The following is a 24,627-nucleotide window of genomic DNA, read 5'->3' as shown; positions in this document are numbered from 1 at the left end:
CGAAAAAACCGAAGTTCGCGAATCAGATCGGCTTAGTACCGGTTCGGTGCCGAATACGGCAGCGGCGTAGCGATTTGAGTCCCTGCCCCGGAGCGTGCCGCGTCCAAATTCGAATTGATTTGGCGGCTGAGCGCCGCGACTCGCTCCGCGATCATCGGCTGGGTGTTATTCAGCGCGAGGGCCCGCTGGTAGTTCTGCAGGGCCTGCGGCAAATCGCCGCTAGACTCACGAAGGCGTGCTAACGCCAGCCAAGCCCGTGAATTGTTTGCATCCTGCTGCACCGCGTCTTCGAGGTACTTCAGTGCCGTCTCAGGTTGGTTAACTTCTTCATACAGACGCGCGAGCTCGATTCGTGGTTCGGCTTGGGTGGGATTTCGGCTGGCCCAATTTTTGATCAAGGCAAACGAGCGATCAGGACGACCGGTGTCCATCAGCAAGACAGCAAGACCGCGATGGCACTCAACATGATTGGGATCGTGATCGAGGCACTGGTTGTAGAGCGCCTCGGCGTTATTAAAGAGTGCTTCGTCGGATCGCTGCTTTGCCAGACGGTGTGTCGTGGCAGCAAGATTGTAATAACCGTCAGGATTGGCAGGATCCTCAGCAACCACCTGTTGGAACTGTTGCAAAGCGGCGGTGTACTGGCCCTGTTGGTGCAACTGGGCACCTAACGCGTTTTTTCCACTAGCGCTAAAGCGACAGCCAGCCGATGTAAGGAAGAGAAGGAAAACCGTCACGATGACTGGGCAGGCCCTCGCCACCAGCACCAAAGGACGGAACTGGAACCCGCCACATTCGCTAGTCAATCGGAAGCTTGATTGGTTATCTTCTGCGTTCATCGGTACTGTCGTCCTGACATTTTGTCCACTCAACCCACTCTCGGTAACTCCACAATGCCTACCAAGAAGGGCGGATATTGGGCTGCAAAATCAGCATCTTGCTCACAGGACGGTATCAACCTGACGCGAAACCACGCAAGAGAGGAACTTTCGTGAGTGAAGAATCGTCGAATGTGTCGCCTCGATGTGCCGAAGAGCGTCGGGGTTGGACTATGGGGTCGATTAGGAGGCTGCCCTGGCGATGGAAATAGCCGAAGCTGCCTTTTTCATTGCGGTTCGACTCGGTCTAACTACACTTCGAGCCAGGCACCGCCGCTATCTAGCGCAGTCCCCCTAGCTTATCAACTTTGCAAACTTTGACCTGACTTGGGTCAAATCCGCCTGCTCGGCAGACCGGCAGCGGAGTCACCCATTACGTGCTGCCCCAACAGAACGACAGCCCTTTCACCGGGCGAAATGACGAGGCCTCTGGATGACCTTTCGTAAACGAACTCACTCCCTTCGCTCGCAACTGAGCCGCGTTTCTTCTTCGCAATCAAGCGAGTCGACGGCAGGTCGTCGCAGCTCTCACACGCGTGAAAAGTCACGGCGTCGCGACGAAAAGCGAAAATCGTTGTTGCAGAATCTAGAAACCCGGCAACTGTTGGCCGGTCCGGACTTGATTGGTATCCAGCCCAACCAGGGCGATTTGCTGAAAGCGAACGACGTTTTGACGTTTTCGCCCAAGGAATTGACGTTCCGTTTTGATGACAACACCAGCATCGACGAATCGACGCTGGAAGCGATTCGTATTACGCGCGCTGGCGAAGATAACGTCTTTGAATCGGCCGCCGTCACCAGCGACTTAGGCACCGGTGGCTTCGCGATTTTTGAATTCCGTGCCGTCCAATCGGGCACCCTCGGCAACGGAATCATGATCGAGTTCGCGTCGAATCCAAATGCTTCGTCGCCGATCCCAATGCTTTCGACGGACGAAGCGACTCGGACGATCACGGTTACGTTGAGCACCAATCCCAACCTGCGCACGACAGGTGGTGATCTGGAATCGGCGATCAACAACGCCAAGCGAACCTCCCCTACGGACCCACTGCAAGCCGGCGACTTGGTCGAAGCGATCCAGGTTAGCGGTGCTAGCGGGCAAGCGTTGGCGACTGCGCGCAGCCTGGATGAAGAAACGTTGGTGCTTGACGGCGCCAATGCGGCCCAAGCGGTCACTGATTTCGGCACCGGCGGCGATGTACGCGTCCGGCTGATCTCTCAGATCCCGGGCGAGGAAGGTCGCGACATCAACCTAATCGTCGAGCGGCGAAACTTTGGCGGTGTCACCAATCCGGTCGTCGTGGTAAGCGACAACACGATCCGCGTTCAATTGAATAGCTACACCGCCGGCGGACAGGACCTCTCGTCAACCGCTGCCGATTTTGTCGCGCGGATCAACGGCAACCCGCAAGCGAATCGATTGGTTCGGGCGACGATCCAAGAAGGCAACCCAGAAACACGCATCGGCAGCCAGCCGGTCAACTACTCGCCAATCCAATTGAGCGGCGTGAGCGATATCGCCGTCGAACCCGGCTATGTCGGTCTGGGCGATTCTTCGCGGGAAGTCGTGTTCCGCTTCTCTGACCCGCTTCCAGATGACCGTTACCAAATCGACATTCTTGGTGCCGGTTCACTTGCGCTTCGAGATGCCGAAGGCGACGCGTTCGGCGACGGGACGAACCGATCGATCCCATTCGAAATTAACCTCGGCCCAAAAGTCGTTGCTGTTGTACCTGAGCCCGTTCGTCGTCAGTCCAACGGCTCATTGGCTGTTGAAACCGGAATCATCGAAGTCCACTTCAATGATGACGACCTTCGTCAAGCGGATGCAGAGAACCCCGGTTTCTACCAACTGATCTTTACGCGAGACACGGCCAACAACACCGACGACTACATCGTCCCGTTGGATTCCGATGCGGTTGACTATGATCCGGTCACGAACGTCGCACGGCTGAACTACAAACGATCGCTCGCACGAATCGAAGACCCTGTGAACCCAGGGCAAATGCTCAGCGGAGCCATACACCTTCGCGTCGGCCAGTCAGCGCCGCTGCCAATGGCTCCACAGCAACTGACGCTTCCTGCTGCGACGACACAGATCCCCGACGGCGCGGGAGATAGCTTCCAAACGGCATTTAATCTGAACTCTGGCTGGACGATCTCGGGCAATGCGACCAGCTCGGCCTACCTAACATCAGAGATTCGCAACGAGACGCCTTACGGACTGGAGCTTCCTGGCCCAGATGTTCCTGGCACTCGCACCATCCGTGAAGAAGATCCGTCGCGTCTCGATCGCACGGTACCGCTGGACTATGTCCGTCAGATGGCGGATTCGGTCGACGGAATTTCGGTCATTGAATACGACTTCGTACCAAGCTGGCTTGGCGATGACCCCAACAGCCCCGGGATCGCCGAGGACTTCAACTATTTCAACATCATCAGCGAGCAACAAAAGCAACGTGTTCGCGAAGTGATGACGCTCTACAGCGAATACCTTGGCGTTAACTTTGTCGAAGTCACCGACCGTGACCCATCCGATATCGCGGGTTTCTCAATCGCGGTCGGCGACCTTTATGGTGGCGACGAGCGTGGCTCCAGCGCAGAAGGCGGCTTGGCGGTCGTCACTCGAGACCGAGACGGCGACGGGTTTGACGACTTGGTCGTGATGGATTTCCAAGACTTTGACGAATCCGACGACGATCAATTCGGTGGCGAATTCTTCCGTGGTGCCATGTTCGGTGTCGGACAATTGCTGGGCTACGGCTATGCCGACGACTTGCCGCAACCGACCACTCAGAGCACGAGCTTTATCTTCGCGCCCGGGACAGACAACGAGCCGGCATTCCCGAGCTATGCGGACATCCTGCACGGTCAGTACTTGTACCGTCCGGACAGCAACGACATTGACATGTACGAGTTCACCGTCGATCAGGTGGCTCCGTTGCGATTGAAACGATCGCTGAACGATTAACGTCGCCAAGTTTGCTGGACACGCAACTGCGTTTGTATCGCGAATTAACCCCGGGCCAATGGGTTGAAGTCGCACAGAACGATGACTACTTCAGCAATGACTCGCTGATCCGAATCGAATCACTGGCCGCCGGTCGTTACATGATCGGTGTGTCGGCGAAGGGCAACAATTCGTATGACCCAACGATTGGCGGTACCGGTTACGGCGGTCTAAGCCAAGGCAGCTACGAACTGCGTGTCGATTTCACACCGACCTCCTCGAGCAATATGTTCGACCGCGAGGGGATCGCCCTTGACGGAGATGCGGATGGCCAACCAGGCGGAACCTTTGATTACTGGTTTGTCCCCTCCGACCCATCGGAAACGGTCTACGTCGACAAAGGAAACGTTGTCCAACGAACCGGATCACAGCGTCTTTCCAGCGGGCTTAGCAACCGAGACTTCATCAATCAGTTCCGTGCCCGCACGACGACGAACCTTGCCAGCGCATACAGCGAAATTGACGAGGCGCTTGCTGACGTCAGCCGCATGTCATCGCTGCGTCAGCAGTTCCTCAACGGCACGTTGGAATCGAGCCTGTTGAACGACGCATCGATCGCTCGTTACCTGCGTGAATTGGACCTGACCGTTCGTGTCATCGGCAACGGTGGTCGTGACGGCTTGCTTCAAACGCCGGGCGATAACTTCAGCTACAACATCGGTGTGGCCAACAACGGTTCGCCATTGGCTGACGGCACTTCGCTTGAACTGCCCGCAGACGTCCAAATGATCGTCGATTCGGGCGCCATTTTGAAGTTTGGCAAGACGCGATTGGGCGTCGGCAGTGTGGCACCAACAGTGGACTTGAGCGGATCGAATCTGCAAATCTTGGGCACACCAAGCATCATCACTCCTGGAGGACTGCCCGCGCGTGACGCCGGTGGCGCGATTATCTCCGGTGCGGTTTACCTGACCAGTATCAACGACGACTCGATCGGTACCGGAAACCAGATCGGGTTAGTACCCGACGCCGTCCCTGGTGACTGGGGAGGAATCGACTTCCGTGGTGATTTGGACACCGCTGACGAACTTCGCAACAACCCCGAAGACGCCGGCATCTTCGCCAACCACATTCAATTCGCCGATATTCGCTATGGCGGCGGTCCGGTCACAATCGGTGGCGACAGCGTCGTTGTGTCTCCGATCGATATGGCAATGACGCGTGCGACGGTGATCAATTCACGCATCACCAACAGCGCTGACGCCGCGATTGCCGCGACACCGGATACCTTCCGTGAAGATCGCTTCACCGATCCACGCTATCAAGACACCGGACGCTTCACGCCTGACTACACCCGAGTCGGCCCGGAAATTCACGGCAACACCGTTATTGATAACAGCATCAACGGTTTGTTTATTCGCGTTCAACAGCGCAGTGGCGAAGAACTCGAAGCGATCACTCGCACCACGCGATTTGACGACACCGATATTCCGCACGTGCTGACCGAAAACCTGTTCATCAACGGGACTCCGGGCGGTGCGATCATCCAAAATGCCGCCCCACCATCGTTCTTGATTCGCCTGAGTGAAGTGGCTGGTGGCGGTGCGATTGATGCTGGACAGTACGTCTACCGAATCACCAGCGTCACCAGCGACGGTCTTGAATCGGCGCCAAGCGAAGAGACCGTTTCCGTAACGGTCAACAGCGACAACAGTGGCATCCGCCTCGTTCAGTTGCCGACCTCGACGGATGGTGACGTTGTCTCGCGACGTCTATACCGTGCCACGGTTGACCCAGTCACCGGTAACGCGGGTACGTTCAAGCTGGTCGCAAAGTTAAACGCGAGCAACACGACTTACACTGATCGGATGGAAGAAGGCGGCGCCGATCTTCCGACGACCGCAAGCCCACTTCGCAGCCGACTGGATGCGAGTTTGGTCATCGATCCATCGACCGTCATCAAAGTTGACGGCGCACGCATCGAAGCCAAATTTGGCGCGAACCTGATCGCGGAAGGCACCTCGGGCAACCCGATCATCATCACAAGCCTGGAAGACCAACGCTACGGCGGCGGTGGAACGTTTGACACCAACGCCCGTGGAAACAGTGGCGAACTCACCCCAGGCGACTGGGGCGGGATCTACATCGGGCCCGGTTCGGTCGCGAGCTTTGATCACGCCGTCATTGCGGGTGCAGGCGGTTCGACTCGAATCGAAGGCGGCTTCGCATCATTCAACGCGATCGAAGTCCATCAGGGCACACTGCGACTGACCAACAGCCGCATCGAAAACAGCGCCGACGGTCGCGGTTCGCTGAACGGAACTCGCGTCGGACGTGGAGACAATGCACCAGGTACGGTCTACGTTGGTGCCTCAACGCCGATCATTGTCAACAACGACTTCATCGATAACGACGCCGCGGCGATCACGATCGACGTCAACTCGCTGAACGGTAACGAAATCTCTGACCACGGTCGCTCCCGTGGATTGCTCGACAACTTCGAAGTCGTCGGCAACTTGGGCCCGCTCGTCGAAGATAACTCACTGACCCGAAACGGTATCAACGGCATGTTGATCCGCGGTGGCGAATTGGTCACCGAAGGCGTCTGGGACGACGTCGACATCGTGCACGTTGTCGAAGACACCATCGAGATCCCCAATAAGCACATCTTCGGTGGGCTGCGTCTGATCAGTGACGCCCGCGGATCGCTGGTTGTCAAATTCGAAACTCAGGAAGGCCAGGAAAACACCAATCCCGCCGGGATCGTGGTTGGCGGTTCGCTGCTATCGGCGGAAGGTCAATTCCGAGACATCGCCGATCGCATCGGCGGTTCGTTGCAACTGATCGGTCACCCGGACTTCCCCGTCGTGATGACGGCAATCTCCGATGACTTTGTCGGTGCGGGATTCACGATCGACGGTTACGCCCAAGTCGACACCGACAATGATGGCGTTATCAGCGGTGTTATCACCGGCGATGACGACGGCGATGAAAACACGACCGGTGGCCAACAATTGGTAGGCAACTTGCCAACCGGCCCCGAAGTCAACTTGGGAACGACGATCGACAACGACGTTGCCGCGACCATCACCGGATCCTTCACGGCGACTATCGGCGATGCAGGCCTCGTAAACACCAGCCAAGTCACCGTCGACAGCTCGCTGAACGGACAGCAACTGGTATCCCAGAACTTTATCTTCTTGTCGGCGACTTACTTGACCACTGCCGGCACGACTACGCCGCTGAACCAAACGACGATTACGCAAGCGGCAACTCTCGTGGCCGACGACCGCGTCGAAAGCCGTGGTTCATACGCCGGTCCCAACGGTGTCGTTAACTGGGTCGCAACGACTTACTTCATCGACGGTTTGGCGACGATGTTCTCGACGCTGGACCTGAGCAGTTCAGCGCCACTGGGCGACATTCGCGTTATCAGCTACTTGGATGAAGATATCCAAGCGAACGACGACGACGTGCTCTACACCGTTGGCACACCCGGCCAAGCCGACTTCCGTGTTTACACCGTCGACGGCCCACTTCGTGTCGGCTTCTCGCACGGTGGCTACTATACCAACGACGGCACCAACCAGATCAACGCGACCTATGAAGGTTGGGCAGCCGATCAATACGACGATCTTGAACAACAGATCCTCGGTGGCACTCAAGCCTACTCCGTCCCCGGAGTGATCGACCTGAACGACTTGCCCGCGATGACCGACCCGGTATTCGGTTCGGTCTATGGGGCCAACGATGTCACCACCGCTCATTCGTGGATCGTCAACAGCAATGCGTTGTCATCGCGTGTGACCAGCTTCTTGGAATTGCTTGCCGGTGACCCAACCGTCGTCCAGCCTCCGTCTGCATCGCTTTCGACCGGGCAATGGGACGGCATCACGGTTCGCGAAGGTGCGGACGACCGCAACGTCGTCGCCGTGGCAGAGCAGGAACCGGTCCGCATGACCGTGTTCGAAAATAACGCGATCGCTGGCCAGGCACAGTTCCTCGGTGAGCTCGCTCCCGATGAGCAATCGGGTGACGAAAATCGTCGCCTCGGTTTTATCATTGATGGTGCAATTTCGACTCGCAGCGACATCGACGTTTACTCGTTCGTCGCTGAAAGCGGCACCGAAGTGTGGTTGGACATCGACCGCACCAGCAACAGTCTGGACACCGTGATCGAGTTGATCGATATCAACGGCAATGTCTTGGCTGCATCGAACGATTCGCTGGCCGCCGAACGCGACCCATCGACGGGTCTTTACGTTTCACCACTGCTTGATAGCGATGCCGCACAAGCGTTGACCGTCAACGAACAGCGTACGCCAGTGGCGCGTTTCACGTTCGATGCGGCGATTGCCAACGCGACCAGCGGAAACTTCACCTTGGGACTGGACACCAGCATCAGCACCCAAACGGTGAACGTGAACGTCAACACGTTTTTGGCCAATCCCGCGGCCGCGATTGCCAATGCTCTCAACAGCACCTTCGGCAACGAAATCGGTACCGTCACCGCACAAACGTTGTCACGTAGTGCCACCGGTGACTATGTCGTCGAGGTTCATTTTGACCCCGACTTCTTCACCGCGACCGAAGTGCCAGGATTCCGATTGGCAACTGGCGGCGTGTTCCCATCCATCCCGGCATCGCCGACACCGGTTGTGGAAAACGCAGATGCGATTCTGCAAGACACTTACTCGTCGAACTACAAAGACGCTGGTATGCGAATTCGCCTGCCCGGCGAAACGGGTACGCGAAACCTGTATCACGTTCGTGTCCGCAGCAGCAATACACGCGATGCCAGCGATTTCACAACTCTGATCAACCCTCAATTGGTCAACCAAGGTTTGACGAAGGGTCGGTACTCGATGCAAGTTCGCTTGCGTGAAACCGACGAGAGCGCCGGTACTCAAGTTCGCTTGGCCGACATCCGTTACGCGACCAACGGTTTGCAGATCATCGGCCAGCCCTTGCATTCTCAGCTGACAGGCGACGAGGCGGAAACGACCGCGCCGAACGACACCGCCTCGACCGCACAGCCGCTTGGTTACTTCAGCGTTGGCAACGACGCGTCGGCGGCAGCTGGTCCGCTGCAAAGTGACCGATTGGCCAAATCGATTGCCGGCCAAATTGACTCGGCTACCGACGTCGACTGGTACTCGTTCAGTGTCAACTATGACGACCTGACACGTGACGGATCACCGATGTACCTGTCGACGGTCATCGACCTCGACTACGCATCGAATTTCGCTCGCAGCGACATGGCTTTGTACGTGTTCGACGCGGCAGGCAATTTGATCTACACCGGTACCGACAGCAACATTGCCGAAGACCTGCCGGCATCGCGTACCAACAGCAGCACCGACGACCTCAGTCGTGGTGGTGCCGGCACCGAAGACCCCTTCATCGGATCGGTCGAGTTACTCGAAGGCACGTACTACGTCGCCGTCAGCAACCAGACTCAAGTTCCGCTTGCGTTGGACCAATTCTTCAACCCGGCCAGCACCAATCCACTGGTCCGCGTAGAACCGATTGCGGCGATCGATCGTGTTGCTGACGACAACATGCAAAACGGCATTTTGTTCAACAACACTTCGATCGTGCCTTACTCGTTGGATGACGTCTTCTTGTACGTCAACACCACGAACGGATTGCACATCGTCAACCCGTTTACCGGTGTTGACTACGGCGAAGTCGGCAACTTTGGTGGCGAAGCGATTCGTGACGCCGCGTTCCGAGCCAACGGCGAACTGTACGCATACACGCAGTTCTCCGGACGTCCGCGAGCCGACGACGCGTTCTTCTATGTTCAGTTGGATACCGGCACCGCGACGCCGACCGTTGTGAACACGGCTCCGATTGTCGCGACGTATGAGTCGATTGACGTCGAAGATCCCGATGTTCTCGAAGAGGACTCCGATGTCGGTCTCACCGTCGAAGCGATCACGATTCGTGAACTGCTTGACATCGAACGCGGGTTCTTCGTCGGCAGCCGTGCTCCCGGAGCCGCACTGGACTACAGTCGCAACGTCCTCTGGGAATTCGATCCTTCGACTGGCTTGACGAACGGCGACCCCTTCGTCAACCGCTTCGTAGCACAGGCTGGTGCCGGTACCGACCGTCGTGAAGTCGGACAGATCGACACCAGCGTGATCCCAGGTGGTAACTCCACCCAACTGGGCGTAACCGATGTTGTCAATGTCGACGCGGCTGGCAACTTCCAACAGCAACTGTTTGACGGTGACGGATTCTCGATCACCAGCGGCATGGACACCGTCGCGTTCGAATTCGATCTGATCGGCGCCGCGGTTCAAGTCACCGGTGCCCCCGTGCTCGACGGCGACACGCTGACCGTGGGCGGTACGACGTTCGAATTTGATTCCGGACGCCGATTGGTGTTGTCGGATGTGGACCCCAATGGCGGACTGGATGTCGGCCAGCGGCTGACCGTCACCACTCCAACCGGAACCCGCACCTTCGAATTTGTTGCCCAAGGCACTCCGCCGAACTTCGCCAATGCGATCCCGATCGTGATCGAAGATTCGACCGGCTTGGCACGTCCTGTCACCGCAATCGCGACTGACCTCGCATCGGCGATTTCGGCAAATATGCCCGATGCCGACGTCACGCTGATCGGCAACCAAATCGCCTTCGGCCCAGACGCAACGTTCGCGACCTTTGGCGCCGGACTTCGACAAATCGGATCCAACGGTGTCAGCGGCAACAACATCCCGATCATCGTCGACGAATCGTTTGACGGTTCGGAAGTTCTCGACGCGATTTTGGATGTATTCGCTGATAACTCGATCATCGCAACTGTCGACGGCCTGACATTCACCGTACCTGGTGCCTCAACGATCGTCGTCAATTCGTCGGGTCTGGTCGGTGGCGGAACCTTGGGTGTTACCCCAGGTGCAGAAGTCATCCAAATTGAATTGGGTGACAGTGCGGCTGTCGTTTCACAGAAAGTCGCAGACGTGATCAATTCACTCGGCGAATCCTTCACTGCCACCGCTCAGAACCACAGCGTCTTGATCAGCGGCGGTTACATTTCGGTCGCGACAGGAAACTTGGTCGCTGGCGGCTTGCCCCAAGGCGGTCTCATCACCGGTGTTGAAATCGTCGGCAACGACATTTACGCCCTCAGTGATGCAGGCGGTTTGTACCGAGTGTCGTCCAACGAGTTGGTCTCTGGCACACAAATTGTCAACGGCGATCGTCAAGTCGGCAGCTTGGTCTCAACGGCAACCGACTTGCAACGCGTCAACGAACGGTTTACCGGACTGCGTGCAGGCCCGAACAGCGTCGACGGCGGTTTGTATTCCAACGTCCTGTTTGGAATCACCGAAAGCGGCAACATTTACGCTTTCAACCTGCAAGGCGAATTGGTGCCTTACTTCGCCGGTGGACGGTCGATGATTTCGACCGGCATCGAAGATGCTCAAGGTTTGGATTTCAGCACGCTGGATTACAACCTGTGGCACTTTACCAACACCCGTTCCGGCGACGCAGGTCACAACAATAACGGTGGCTCCACATCGTTGGCGTTCAACTATGAAGGCCTGTTCCAATCGAACTACGCGACCCCAACGGAATACCCGACGACCGTCGCGCGTCGTGACGGACAAGGCGTCAACCAAACTTACAACTTCCCTGGCGGTGCAAAGGGTGAAGTCCTCAGTAACGAGTTTTCGCTAGAAAACTACTCGCCGAGCGATTTACCAACCCTGTACTTCACCTACCTCAGCGAAGCTGACGGCGGGGGATCCACCGATGCGTTGCGAGTCTTCGTGGTCGAACCAGATGGGACTCAACATGCCGTCGCTTTGAACACCACGACACGTCGTCCAGGTTCCAACGATTCGCCAGTCAGCTCAACGCCTGATGACGAGTTCGATGATCCGCCAAAGTCGTATCCGTACAACGACACCATTGACGTCGACAAACAACAGTTGTTCGACAACACGTCGACTTGGCGTCAAGCTCGTGTGCCATTGGGCGACTTCGCCGGCATGGAAGGCTTGCGTCTGCTGATCGAATTCTCCACCGCAGGACGCGTCGACACCGGCTCGGCGTCGATTCAAGCGGTCGCGGCATCCGACCTTGTCGAAGGTCAAACCATCCGTGTCAGCGGCGAAGTTTTCGAAGTGAACTTCCCGCCAACGATGATCGCGCCTTCGGGAGCGGAAATCTCGGCTGCCTACGCGGCTGATGCGAACGCACGTGCCGAGTTCGTCCTCGACGGTCAAACCTACGTGCTCGACGACGGCACGCGAACGATCGACACGACCCCATCCGATCCACTGGATGCCAATTCGACGCCAAACGAAATCGCGATCGACTTGGGATTGGCCAGCGATTTGGCGTCGCTTTCGGCAACTGAAATCGCAAGCTTGATCACACAAATGGTCGCCGCTTCGGCACCCGATATCGGTGCAAGCTATGACTTCGTTTCCGACGAAAACTCGATCGAGTTTGGAAACGCCAGCGACTTGGATTCGGTCTCGACGAACTTGTTGACCGTCCGCAATGTGTCCTCGACGACGCCGAATTCGATCAACGTCCGTGCGGCGATGACCGCGAACGAAGTTGCTCAAGCGATCCGATCAGCATTGCTGACTCGATTCGTTCCGAGTTCGATCGGACAACGCACCCCGAATTACATTCCGGTCAACGGCGCCCGCGTTTCCTTGCCAGGTTTCAACCTGTCCGACTCAGGTCCGTTTATCAACGCATCGCAGCGTTATGTCGACCAGTACGGTGCGACGCCGGTTGCCGGCTCGCGTGACAACGACTTCAACGGTATCTATCTCGACGATTTCATCATCGGCTTGGCTGAACGCGGCGAACAAGTCGTCGACGATCGGCCTGCCGGATCCGGAATCGATACCTCGTTCGTCACCGACACACGATTCGCTTTCCCTGAACCTGATGATCCACGCAGCAGCTTGGTCACCGGCTCCTACCAAGTCGAAATCCGTGACGCGAGCGAGTACATCACCAGCGTCAACGGCCTGCAATTCCGTGAATTCAATAGTAATGAACGGTTGAGCGATGCGATCACACTGGAAGCTCGTCCGGCCAGTGAACTCGTCGACGGCCAAGTCTTCTCGATCACTGATGGTCGCTCGACGATCGACTTCGAATTTGACTTCGATGGCGTAGTCACACCTGGGCGTGTTCGCGTTCCGGTATCGCTGAAGGTTACCGATCAGGACACCGGTCTGCTTCGTCCACAAACCGCAACCGAAGTTGCCAAGAGCATCATCAGTTCGATCAATCGGACCGATGTTCGCAACGTCATGGATGTCCAAGCCGTTCCAAGCACCGGCTTTGATACGAACGTGACACCGCCTGCAAACATTCAGTCGGTTCAACGTATCGACACTCGAATCAACTTGGTTGGCGATGTCACTGTCTCGAACGCTGACCGCGCATTGGCCGCAGTAGACCAGTCCCGCTTGCGTGGCGATAGCAACCGTGATCGCTCCGCCCAAGGGGTCATCATGGTCGAAAACAGCCGCTTCCTTTACAACTCGGAATACGGTATCTCGATCCAGCACGACGCGAACGCGATTGTTGCCGGAAACGACACGCCATCGGTCGTCCGTTACCCGCGTAACTTGGTCGAGCTGAACTCCGACCACTACGTCCCCGGTGTCGTTGTCCAAAGCAATATTGTCGCCTTCAACGGGACTGGCGGAATTCAGATCGAAGGCCTTGACGTTTCGCTCAACGAAACGATTCTCGACCCTGTCAACATCGACCGAATCGTCAATAACACGATCATCGGTGGTTCGATCATCGCCGGCACGAGCTCGCCTTCAGACACCTACAATGGGATTCTGTTTGATCAAGGCTTGATTTCGTTCGCCGACGTTGTCGCGGACTATGACCCGAATGCGGGCGGCACGCCTCCGACGTTGACCCACCAAACGCCTCAAGCCGCTCTCGGTCGTCCCGATTCGACGGGCCGAGGTCCTGAACCAGTTGACGGACTGTCGACGGTTTCGCTGGGCTTGGGCGGAACATTGACCGTCCAGTTCACCGACAATTACTTGACCGGTGGCGGAACCGCGGCTGGTGACTTGGTCGTCTTCGAAACCGGTGCGATCGAATCGGTGATGGTCGAAATCAGCCGGGATGGCGAATCGTTCGTCAACGTCGGCACGATCGGCGGTTTGACAAACCAAATCGATATTGACCAGTTCGGTTTCGGCCCCAACGACCGCTTCGCGTTTGTTCGCTTAACCGACTTGCGTCAAGGCGACACCGACGGCAGTGCTCTCGGTGCAGACATCGACGCGATCGGTGCGATCAGCAGCGTTCCGGTCGACACGTACACGGCGGGCGGCTTGGGCATCAGCATCAGCGGCGGTTCTTCACCGACGTTGCTGAACAACGTGATCGCCAACGCGGAAACCGGCATCTCGCTGACTGGCGATAACGGCGGGTTTATCTCAGGTGGTAACTCGTACTACAAGAACACCAACAACACCGACACCGGTGTCAGCTTGGGTCAATCGGCTCAGGTTTTGACGACCTCCGAATCGGTGTTCGTCGACCCGGCGAACTTCGTCTTCGCCCCTGCGTCCGGTTCTCGAATCATCGACAGTTCGATCGACTCATTGCCCGATCGCGCAAGCCTGACGACAGTTCGAAACGCACTTGGCATTTCGCCATCGCCGGTACTCGCTCCGATTTATGACGTCAACGGACAACTCCGTGTTGACGATCCAGATGTCGAACCGCCAAGCGGCTTGGGCGAACGGATCTTCAAGGACCGTGGCGGATTCGATCGCGGCGACATGGAAGGCCCTCGCGTTACGTTGCTGCAACCGTACGCCCCCGGTATCGGACTCGACGCCGGACGTGCGACCGTCCTGGGCACTCGACCAGACGCTTTCGAAATCCAACTGGTTGACGGTTTGGCCCCCTCGGACACCGTTCCCGGAACCGGTATCAAAGACTCCAGCGTTTCCACCAGTTCGCTGATTTTGTTCCGCAACGGACAGCCACTTGTTGAAGGCACGCACTATCGCTTCGCTTACAACCCGTCGACAAACGTTATTCGCCTGACCCCGATCGCGGGATCATGGGAAGACAACTCGACCTACCTGATCCGCATGGTTGATGGCAGCGATGCGATCGTCCAGGCCGGTGCAGGAACCGTCTACCCAGACGGTGCGAAGTTGACCGTCGTCGACAGTTTGAATCAGCCGACCGTGTTCGAATACGAAACCGGCCTGATTGTCGACTTCCTTGCCGGGTTAAACGCCACCACCGCTGACGGAATCTCGCTGAATCTGTATGACGGCAACGTCACGCGGACCTTCGAATTCGATTCCAACAATGCCGTCGGCGGCGGGGCAATCCCAGTCGTGATTCCAGCCGCAGGTGACGCGGCAGACTTTGTCGCTTTGCTCGCCGACGCGATCAATGCGAACGCGACGCTGTCCTTCACCGCTCGCTCTTCTGGTGAAACGTTGCAACTGGTCGGCGGCACTCCGCTGTCAACCGTCAGCAGCACCAGCGGGGCATTGCAAGTCAGTGGCAAAATTGGGACAGAAACCGGGTTTGGAATCCAAATCCCAGCCATCCCAGGTACCAGCACCGCCGATGTTTTCGACGGCCAGTCGATCCAAGTCAGCTTGGGTTCGATCAACATCGTTGACTTCGAGTTCGATGTCGACGGATTGCTAGTCAACCAGAACGCGGTTCGTGTCTCGATCAACCAAGGCGACAGCCTCGATGAGGTAGTCGACGCATTGGTCCGAGCGATCGGCGGAACGAACTTGGGCTTGGCCCCATCGAACGCCGGTTTCGGTCGCTTGTTCTTGGGCGGTGACTCGACGTATTCGGTCGACGTGACCAATTCCAACGCAACACAGATCGGATTGCCTGGTAATGGACCAACCGTGCCGATCGATATCGCGATCGACTTGTCGGAAGAAGAAATTGCCGAATCAATCCAACAAGCGATCGATAGCCAAAACCTAGTCGGCGTCAGCACTTCGATCGTCGACGTGCGAGTCTTCCTGGAAGGTACGGGCGGTGTCAGTGGCTTCGGCGCAGTCGATCGCTTGGTTGTCCAAGACCAAGTCGGCAACGAATTGCAGCCGAACCAAGCGGATGGTCGTACGGAACTGACGATCTTTATCGGTTCAGGATACGACTATGGCGATGCCCCTGCTCCATACGCCAGCACGATGGCCCAAGGCGGCCCGATTCACAGCGTCGACCCTGGCTTCAGCTTGGGTGGCAATGTCACCGCCGATGCGGACGCCGAACTGCCAAACGCGGACACCGGTGATGATGGCATCACACTGCCATCGTCTTTCCAAGCGGGATTCACGTTCCCTGTCGGCATCAATGTCAACAACCAAGACGCCAGCCGAACTCAGGTTTACGTCGATGCTTGGTTCGACTGGAACCAGAATGGCCAATTCGAAACAAGCGAACGTTACCGTTTCGGAACGGCCGCGACTGGACTTGGTGGGACTCCGCTAGAGAGCAACCAGACCGTCAACGTGGACATCACTGTCCCGGCTTCGGCACTGGCCGGTTCGACCTATGCTCGATTCCGACTGAGCGAAACCAACGGCGTTTTGCCGACGGGCGAAGGCGGCTACGGTGAAGTCGAAGACTACGAAATCTTCGTCTCGACAAACCCGTTTACCAACCCGTCGAACCGATACGACGTCAACAACAGCGGTGGCGTCACCCCCATCGATGCCTTGCAAGTGATCAATGCGATCGCTCGTAACGGTGGCAGCAGTGGCTCGGTCGATTTGCAAACCAACCCCGTCACGTCACCGCTTTATCCTGACGTCAACGGAAACGGCTTGATGTCGGTCACCGACGCCTTGGCCATCATCAACTACTTGGCTCGTACTAATTCGGCTGCCGGTGGTGAAGGCGAAGGGCTCGCGGGATCGTACTTCGCGTCCTCCCCTGGAGTATTGGCGAGTTCGACCACCGCTGCCGGTGACGTACTACTGCATCAGTCAGCCTTCCTGCCATTGGATACTGACAACGATTCGGATAGCGATTCGGAAGACGAACTGCTTGTCGGAACGACCTTGTTGACCGAGGAGTCAGACGATTCATCGAGCATCTTTGACCTGCCTGAAGTGATCGAGCTTGATTCGATTGTTGATGATCTGGCCAAGGACAAAGCCGGTGCATCCTCGTCCGACACCGAGGAAAACGGACTCGACCAGTTCTTCGCATCGCTATAAGTTTCCACACAGAAGGGAAAGTCGATACAAGCAGAAAACCAGTGCGGCTTCGTCCGTCGGTGTACAGTTGATTGACCAGTCAGCTCCGCGGTTTCCGCGGACATCTGATTAGCATCCCAGGTGAACGTTTATTTGCTCTACAGCGAGCTACCGAATACTTCCCGCCGTCACTTTGCCTCCAGCAAAAGACGCAACGGGGGGCATCAGAGCTCGCCATTCAGGGCAACACACCCGACCGTGAACGACACCAGCGATGAAGCAACAGCTGACCAATCCGACGACAACCAATGCGTTTTCTGACTGTCGATCGAAAGCACGGCGGGACATCGAGTCCGCCGTTCGCGGTCTGATTCAAGGACGGATGATGAAACGCGCTGGTCGGAACTTACAGAAGCGAACCCGTCGGCTTTATTTTCAATCCTGCGAGGCACGCCAGTTGATGGCCGCAGACGTCCCTTTTGGGGCGACTCCGATCGATACCGGTGAGTTCCTGCTCGGCTCCATCACGGTCACTCCCGTCTTTTTCGAAAGTGACGGATCAATCGATCCAGATACCGAGAACTGGGATGCCCAGGAAATCGATGCCACGCTTTCAAAAATCGACCAAAGCCTTCAGTGGTGGTCGGATCTGCTTGCGACACAGACATCGGTTCATACGCTGGACTGGGTGATCGACGATACTTACGCGAAAAACCCGGTCGAAACCGGTTACGAGCCGATTTCGCGAACTAGCAATGTCTTTCAGCGCTACGTAGGCAATTGGCTGACCGATTTGGGCTATGGCGATGCCCCTTCGATCGAGCGTGCGGTTCATCTGTTCAATGACTCGCAACGCCAGACGCACCAGACCGACTGGGCGTTTACCGTCTTTGTCGTCGACGCATCCAATGATGCGGACGGGTACTTCGCACAGGGCGGTTTTATCGGCGCGTTTGCTTACGCGGGCGGGCTGTTCGTGGTGATTCCCAACGGTCGCCCGGTTTCAACGTTCACGCACGAAATGGGACATATTTTCTGGGCCCGTGATGAATACCCGGGAGCTGGCAGTTGGACGGACAAACGCGGTTACTACAACGCGCAAAATATCAACGCGGCTGACAATCCAACCCCGGGTTGGGTCCAACAAACCAGCATCATGCGAGGCGGGGCATCATCCGTCGAAGCGTTCAATCAAGGCGTTACCGACGCCGACACCCTGGCGATGATCGGATGGCTGGACAGCGACAATGACGGGATATTCGATGTCGCCGACGTTCCATTGCAACTCGACGCCATCGCAACATTTGACCAAGAGTCCCAAGCGTTTTCGATCCAAGGAACCGCGGCAGTCGACACACTTGCCAATAAGAACAGCGAAGGTCCGCAAAGCGATATCACTCTCGCCCGAATTCGCGAATTGCAATACCGACTCGACAATGGTGATTGGCAAACCGCACTCACCAGTGACGACACCTCTGTCAATTTTGACTTGGATGTGCCCGTCACATCCCAATCAACTCTCGAGTTTCGTGCGATTGATACCGCGACAGGAATTACCAGCGAGGTTCTATCCGCTTCGACGCTTGTCCCGGCATTTTCTGGACTCGGAGGCGTTTATGCGTTTCTAGATAGCGACGCCAATGGTGTCCGCAACGGAAACGAAGTGCTGCTTTCAGGTGTTGCACTCGAGCTCAAAAAATCTGATGGCAGCGATCTGGACTACACCGAGTACCTGGCCGCGACGATCGACAGTGGAATTGTCGAAGCGTCAGGTGATTGGGTGCTTTCAGCAATCGGTGAAGATGTCGACGGACGCATCGGAAACTTCGACTCCACCTCTGAAACCGGTTTCGGAAAAGTCCTACAAGCGTTCGATACCCATAGCGGATCTTGGAAAGACAGTTTCGGCAGCGATCGCCAATTGCAAGCGACCAGTTCTGTGCCGACCGGCGAAATGACAATCGACTTTGTTGCGACCGATCTCGGCGGCTACGGTTTCGAAGGCGGCAGCTATGCCCGCGTCACGGCGTATGACAGCAGTGGCGAATTGATCGATCGTGTCACCAGCAATTGGATCGAAGCCGGCCAATCCGGACAGCTCGTCGTCAGTGATCCCAAAGGGCGAATCGCAAAAGTCGTCGTCGCAGGCCATGCCGAAACCGAAATTCTGATCAGCGCGATCCGATTCGGCCAACAGTCCATCGGGGGGGATACCAACCAGGGAATTCTCCCCATCAACAACCTCCCGATTGGCCAATACGAACTCCAAACTCACTCGTCGAATGTGATTTATCAGTTCGATTCGGCAGCGATTCCGCTGCAAATTGATGCTTCGATGGGGTCGATCGGCTTGGCGGTAAAACGTGTCGACAGCCCAAGATATAACGCTGAGACTCCGACAGATGTGAACGGAGACGGCATTGTCAGCGTCCGAGATGCTCTTGCTGTCATCAACGACTTGGGACGGCTAGGGTCCCGTACGCTGACGAGCCTGGATCCTTCAGGATTTCACGTCGACGTCAATAATGATGGCATCGTCTCTCCGATCGACGCACTTGCGGTGATCAACTACTTGGGTCGCCAAAGTGCCCAGGGGGAAGGCGAACTGGTCGCCGACGCCTCAGGCGAAGGTGAATCCACGCAGGAAATCGACCCTAGCACGGCGGATTTCCTGTATTCATTGCACTCCAAGCAAGAAAATGCTTGGAATTCTTTAGACGGTCAACGTGAGTTTTTCGGCCAAAATATCACCGAAAAATCAACAATGTTGAACTCTGCGGGCAAACAGACATCGGACGCAAGTGCCGGTGATCCCTCGTCCGATAGTCTGCTGCAGGCAGATGTCGCGGAAGGTGCCTCAACCAGTCTTTTTACGGACTTTGAGGGCATTTTTTGCGGGAATTTGCAGGGGTTCCCGACGGGATCTCTCTCTGACCTGTCGCTTAGCAGACGGTTTTAAGCGGAAAAACTGGAACTCTTAGGGTTGGCCCCCATCTAAGCCCAAGCCCTACGGTCCGATTTCCGACACAACCAGAACGTTGATAAAGCAGGAGAGGGAGATAATATAGGGCCAATATTCAGCTTGGCTAATTTTTGCGGCCCCTCTTTCCAGCGAATGCGGGGTCTTCGCCAACAGAATACGACCTCCTCCGACCTGCCAAGCGACCGAATTTCCGAGTCCCCGGCTAATACGTTCTACTTCATCTCTCCGGATTTCCAGATGAAAAGCCTGCGTCAGTTGCTCCGCCGTCAGAAAGCCCAGAGTGCGGAACGATCCATCAAGCGTCGCACCAGTCGCGTGAGCAATCAGCGACGTTTGACTTCTCAAGCTCTTGAGCAGCGGCAGTTGCTGGCCGCTGACTTCAACGAAGCCCACAACCATTGGAGCGCAGTAGACGTCAACCAAGACCGCAACATTTCACCCAGCGATGCGTTGATGGTCATCAACTACATCGCAGCCAACCGCAGCGGGGCGCTCGGTGAGTCGGTCGATTCAGGGGTCAGCCCTTTTGACGGTCGCAAAGTAGACGTCAATAACGACGGTGCCGTCACGCCAAGCGACGCGTTGATGGTCATCAACGCGGTTGCCCGCGGCGAACAGATGACGTCACTGGTCGAACTGTTCCTTAACGCGCGTGATCGCGACGACAACTTGCTTCCGCAAAACAACGGCGTGGTCACCGTTGGAACCGGGATCGAAAACTCGTTCTTTCTAGAAGTGTCTTATGCCGACCTTCGTGGTTTTGGCGACGACACCGGAGTCTTTTCGCTCTATCCTGACATCGGGGTCAGTCAGGGTGGTATCTTGCAACCGGTCTTGCGTGAAGGTCAGCGGATCGTCATTGACAAAGCGATTCGAGACAGCTCGTCGGGCTTCCTGACAATCGAGATGGAAGGCACTTCGGCGTCCGTCGATGTCTCCCTGGCTCAAATCCAAGGCGGATTCCGCACCGCCCTTCAAGCGGCATTGATCGATACCTTTGGTTATGAAGCCGGTGACTTCGAAATCGAAGAGCCCTCGTTCCTTAGAGGTGAAGACGGCTTAGATCTCGGATTCCAAGTCGTGTTCAAGGCGGAAGAATTGGGCAACGTCAATGTTCCCAACCTGATCTTCACGTCTAACTTCGACAACACAGTCCCGCTCAACTTCACTGAATTCGCGCCCTTCCTGGCAGACGGAGTCACCCCGAACAGTGACGCGATCGAATTCAACCTGGACACGAGCAGCCGCACGCTAAACGGCGGCGATGACTTCTACGATTTCCTTAACGACGGTGTCTTTGACGCCGCCACCGGTTTCTCGGCAATCGGCGGTGTCGGCGATATTCTCGAACGCGGTGTACGCGACGCAGATGACAACGGCCAGTTGATCGAACCGTTCGACGCGTTCCGTATCGAAGTGTTTCTTAGCCAGCCGGTTTCGGATTCCAACCCGCTGATCATCGATATCAATCCTGGTGAGAACACTGACTCGCTGACGCTTTACGGCGAAGACGCGGCGGTGACGGCAGACATGATCAGCCTTGGCGAAGGCTCGCGAGTCACCATCAGCACTGGAGCCACGATCAACAACCCGCCGACGTTGACGACAACGCCTTTGGTCGAAACGGCGACCGAAGACGACGCGGCCCGTAGCATCGACCTGCTCGCCGGGGCAAGCGACCCCGATGGCGACACATTGTCGGTGACGAACTTCAGCTTCTCCGGTGGTGACACCTCCGGCGCGACGCTGAACGGCAACTCGGTTGACCTGACTCCTTCTGCGTACAACTCGCTAAAGGTCGGCGAGAACGTTGTCTTGGTTGGTACTTATACGATCAGTGACGGAAATGGCGGAACGGTTGCACAAACACTGACGCTGACAATCAATGGCGTTAACGATGCTCCCGTCGTTTCTGGTCCAATTTCAGAATCACGTAGCGAGAACGCTTCATCGTTCACAATCGACCTGCTGCAAAACGCGTCGGATGTCGATGGCGACACATTGGACGCGATCAGCATTGTTCAATCAGGCTCCGATGACGACTCGGGAATCACGGTCGATGACACGAACAACCAAATCGTTGTCGACCCTTCGGCCTATGCCGCTCTGAATGACGGCGAAAGCGTTACGGTGACCTACAACTACCAAGTCACCGACGGAAACGGCGGAACGGTCAACACCAGCGTCGCGATCACGATCAACGGCGACACGCCGAACCAAAATCCTGTCGTCTCAGGCCCGGTCACCCGGACATTCAGCGAAGACGACGCCGATGCCACGGTCGACCTTCTCACCGGTGCTTCGGATCCCGATACCGGTGACGTGCTCTCGGTAAGCGGCCTGTCGGTCGTCAGCGGTGACGCCAGCGGAATCACGGTGAACGGCAACAGCCTGTCCGTTTCACCAGCAGCCTATAACTCGCTGCCCGCAGGCCAGACCGAAACGATCATCTATAACTACAACATCGTCGATGGCGAAGGCGGTACCGTTGCACAATCGGCGACGATCACGATCAACGGTGCCAACGACGCCCCGACGGTCAACGGTCCTCTGACCCTGACTGCCACCGAAGACGATAACAGCACCAGCCTTGACCTTCTGTCAGGTGCGTCTGACGCCGACCAAGGTGACACCGTATCGATCGATAGCTTGAACCTCGCTTCGGGCGACGATAGTGGCATCACCGTCAACGGTTCAACCCTGTCGATCGACCCGTCGGTGTACAACGCGTTGGCAGCCGGCGAATCCGAAGTCATCGTCTACACTTACAACCTTGTTGACGGGAACGGCGGAACCACTGCCCAGTCCGCGACCGTCACCATCACCGGCGTCAACGACGCTCCCTCGGTCGGCGCGGCAATCACGTCGACCGTCACCGAAGACGATGCGGCGACCTCGATCGATTTGCTGGCTGGTGCGACCGACCCCGACACCACCGACACGCTATCGGTTGCTAACTTCACAACCGTCAGTGGTGACTCGACTCCGTTTAATGTCGTCAACAGCAACACACTGACGTTCGACCCGTCTTACTACAACGGACTTGCCGCGGGCGAGTCAGAAATTGTTGTCGTGAGCTACAACGTCGTTGACGGAAACTCGGGTTCGGCTGCCCAAACCGCAACGATCACGATCACCGGCGTCAACGACGCTCCGGTTGTCGGAAATGCGTTGTCGTTTACTTACAACGAAGACCAGGGAACGCAGACGGCGTCGCTGCTTGACGGTGCATCCGATCCGGATACCAACGACACGCTCTCGATTACAAACGTTACGGTCTCTGGCGACGATAGCGGAATCACTCGCTCGGGTGCAAACCTGACGATCGATCCGACCGTTTACGGTAGTTTGAACGCGGGCGAATCCGCAGTGATCACCTTCACTTACCAAGTCACCGACGGAACCGCACCGGTTAGCCAAACGGCGACCGTTACGATCGAAGGCCGCGATGAAGGCATCCCAACGGTCACCGGCCCGATCACTATCTCGTTCAACGAAGACGACAACAACGGTACCGTCGACCTGCTGGCTGGTGCATCGGATCCGGACAGCGATCCGCTGAGCGTGATCAACGCGTCAATCACCAGTGGCGATGCCAAGGGTGTCACCATCGATGCGGCCAACAACCGTTTGGTGGTTACACCATCGGAATACAACGATCTGGACACCGGTGAAACGGAAGTCATCGTTGTCAGCTACACGATTACCGACGACCAAGGCAACACGGTCGACCAAACCGCAACCGTGACCATCATCGGTGAAGATGAACCACAATTCATTCCATCGACGATCTCGGGCCAACTGTTTATTGACCACCTGGAAAACCCCGAAGCGGTTGCCAACAACAACGCGACACCGATCCGTAATGGCGTCCGAGACGAAGACGAGCGTGCCCTAGGCGGTGTAAAAATTCACCTGTACCAAGTCACCGACAGCGGTGAAACTCAAATCGCAGCCGTGTACACCAACAACGACGGCGAATACTCCTTCACCGGACTTGAGCCAGGAACCTACGTGGTCGAATACGATGTTCCGTCATCGGTTCTTTACACAGGCAGCCGCCGCGCCCAAATCGTCATCAGCCCAGCGGGTGGTGAAGACGAGTCAGGTCCAGTCCTGAATGCGATCGGCTTGCAAGGTGCACAGCAACGTGTGGACCTGCTGGCCAAAACCTATCTGGATGCGAACATCATCAACACCGGTAGCGACATCACCGGCGTTTCAGGTGGCTCAGTTCAGATGGCCGACGATGGATCACAAGCGATGTTCATCGCCAGCGGTGAATTCGATGCCGAGTATGCACAAGTCGCATTGAACCAAGCCCGTGACGCAGCATTGCTTACCATCATCGACAGCGCCGGAGCAGTGAAGACGGCTCGCCTCGAGGCAGACCAGTTCGTCGTTACCAGCGATGGCAAGGGCGTTCGCTTCTTTGGAATGATGCAGGACTTCAACTTCGTCCAAACCAGCGATGACTTGCTGCACGCAGAGTTCGATGAATACCGCGACGCGATCGATGCGATCCTGGAAACCTTCTAAGGTGCCGCCCTGGAAAGTTATCGACGCCTGACGATTCGAAACCGATTGCGTTACAACTAA

Annotated in this window: 5 protein-coding genes; 4 read left to right on the top strand and 1 reads right to left on the bottom strand. The window is 56.7% G+C overall.

Translation table 11 applies throughout. The features are described from left to right. Positions 1-32: 32 nt before the first annotated feature. Positions 33-839 (bottom strand): tetratricopeptide repeat protein, encoded by an 807-nt coding sequence (locus tag CGZ80_RS22910; RefSeq protein ID WP_094418009.1) that lies wholly within the window; start codon positions 837-839, stop codon positions 33-35. Between the two features lie 472 nt (positions 840-1,311). Between CGZ80_RS22910 and CGZ80_RS22905 the strand changes: the two genes are divergently transcribed. The 4 genes from CGZ80_RS22905 (at position 1,312) to CGZ80_RS22890 (ending at position 24,567) form a co-directional block, all read left to right on the top strand. Next, on the top strand, positions 1,312-3,849 hold the full coding sequence (locus CGZ80_RS22905; protein ID WP_094418008.1) for a hypothetical protein: 2,538 nt from the start codon (positions 1,312-1,314) through the stop codon (positions 3,847-3,849). Between the two features lie 11 nt (positions 3,850-3,860). Continuing rightward, the gene (locus tag CGZ80_RS22900; protein WP_094418007.1) at positions 3,861-17,066 is read left to right on the top strand and encodes a GEVED domain-containing protein; all 13,206 of its coding nucleotides are present in this window, start codon (positions 3,861-3,863) and stop codon (positions 17,064-17,066) included. 253 nt (positions 17,067-17,319) lie between these two features. After that, on the top strand, positions 17,320-20,004 hold the full coding sequence (locus CGZ80_RS22895; RefSeq protein ID WP_094418006.1) for a dockerin type I domain-containing protein: 2,685 nt from the start codon (positions 17,320-17,322) through the stop codon (positions 20,002-20,004). A gap of 261 nt (positions 20,005-20,265) precedes the next feature. Further along, a complete protein-coding gene (locus CGZ80_RS22890; RefSeq protein ID WP_158222822.1) occupies positions 20,266-24,567 on the top strand; it encodes a cadherin-like domain-containing protein in 4,302 nt (1,433 codons plus the stop codon). Positions 24,568-24,627: the final 60 nt, after the last annotated feature.

Origin of the sequence: Rhodopirellula sp. MGV (assembly GCF_002251265.1) — a bacterium.
In the GTDB taxonomy this organism is placed as follows: Bacteria; Planctomycetota; Planctomycetia; order Pirellulales; family Pirellulaceae; genus Stieleria; species Stieleria baltica_A.
The sequence above is the reverse complement of the archived record's forward strand: the minus strand, read 5'-3'. Positions and strand labels throughout refer to the sequence as shown.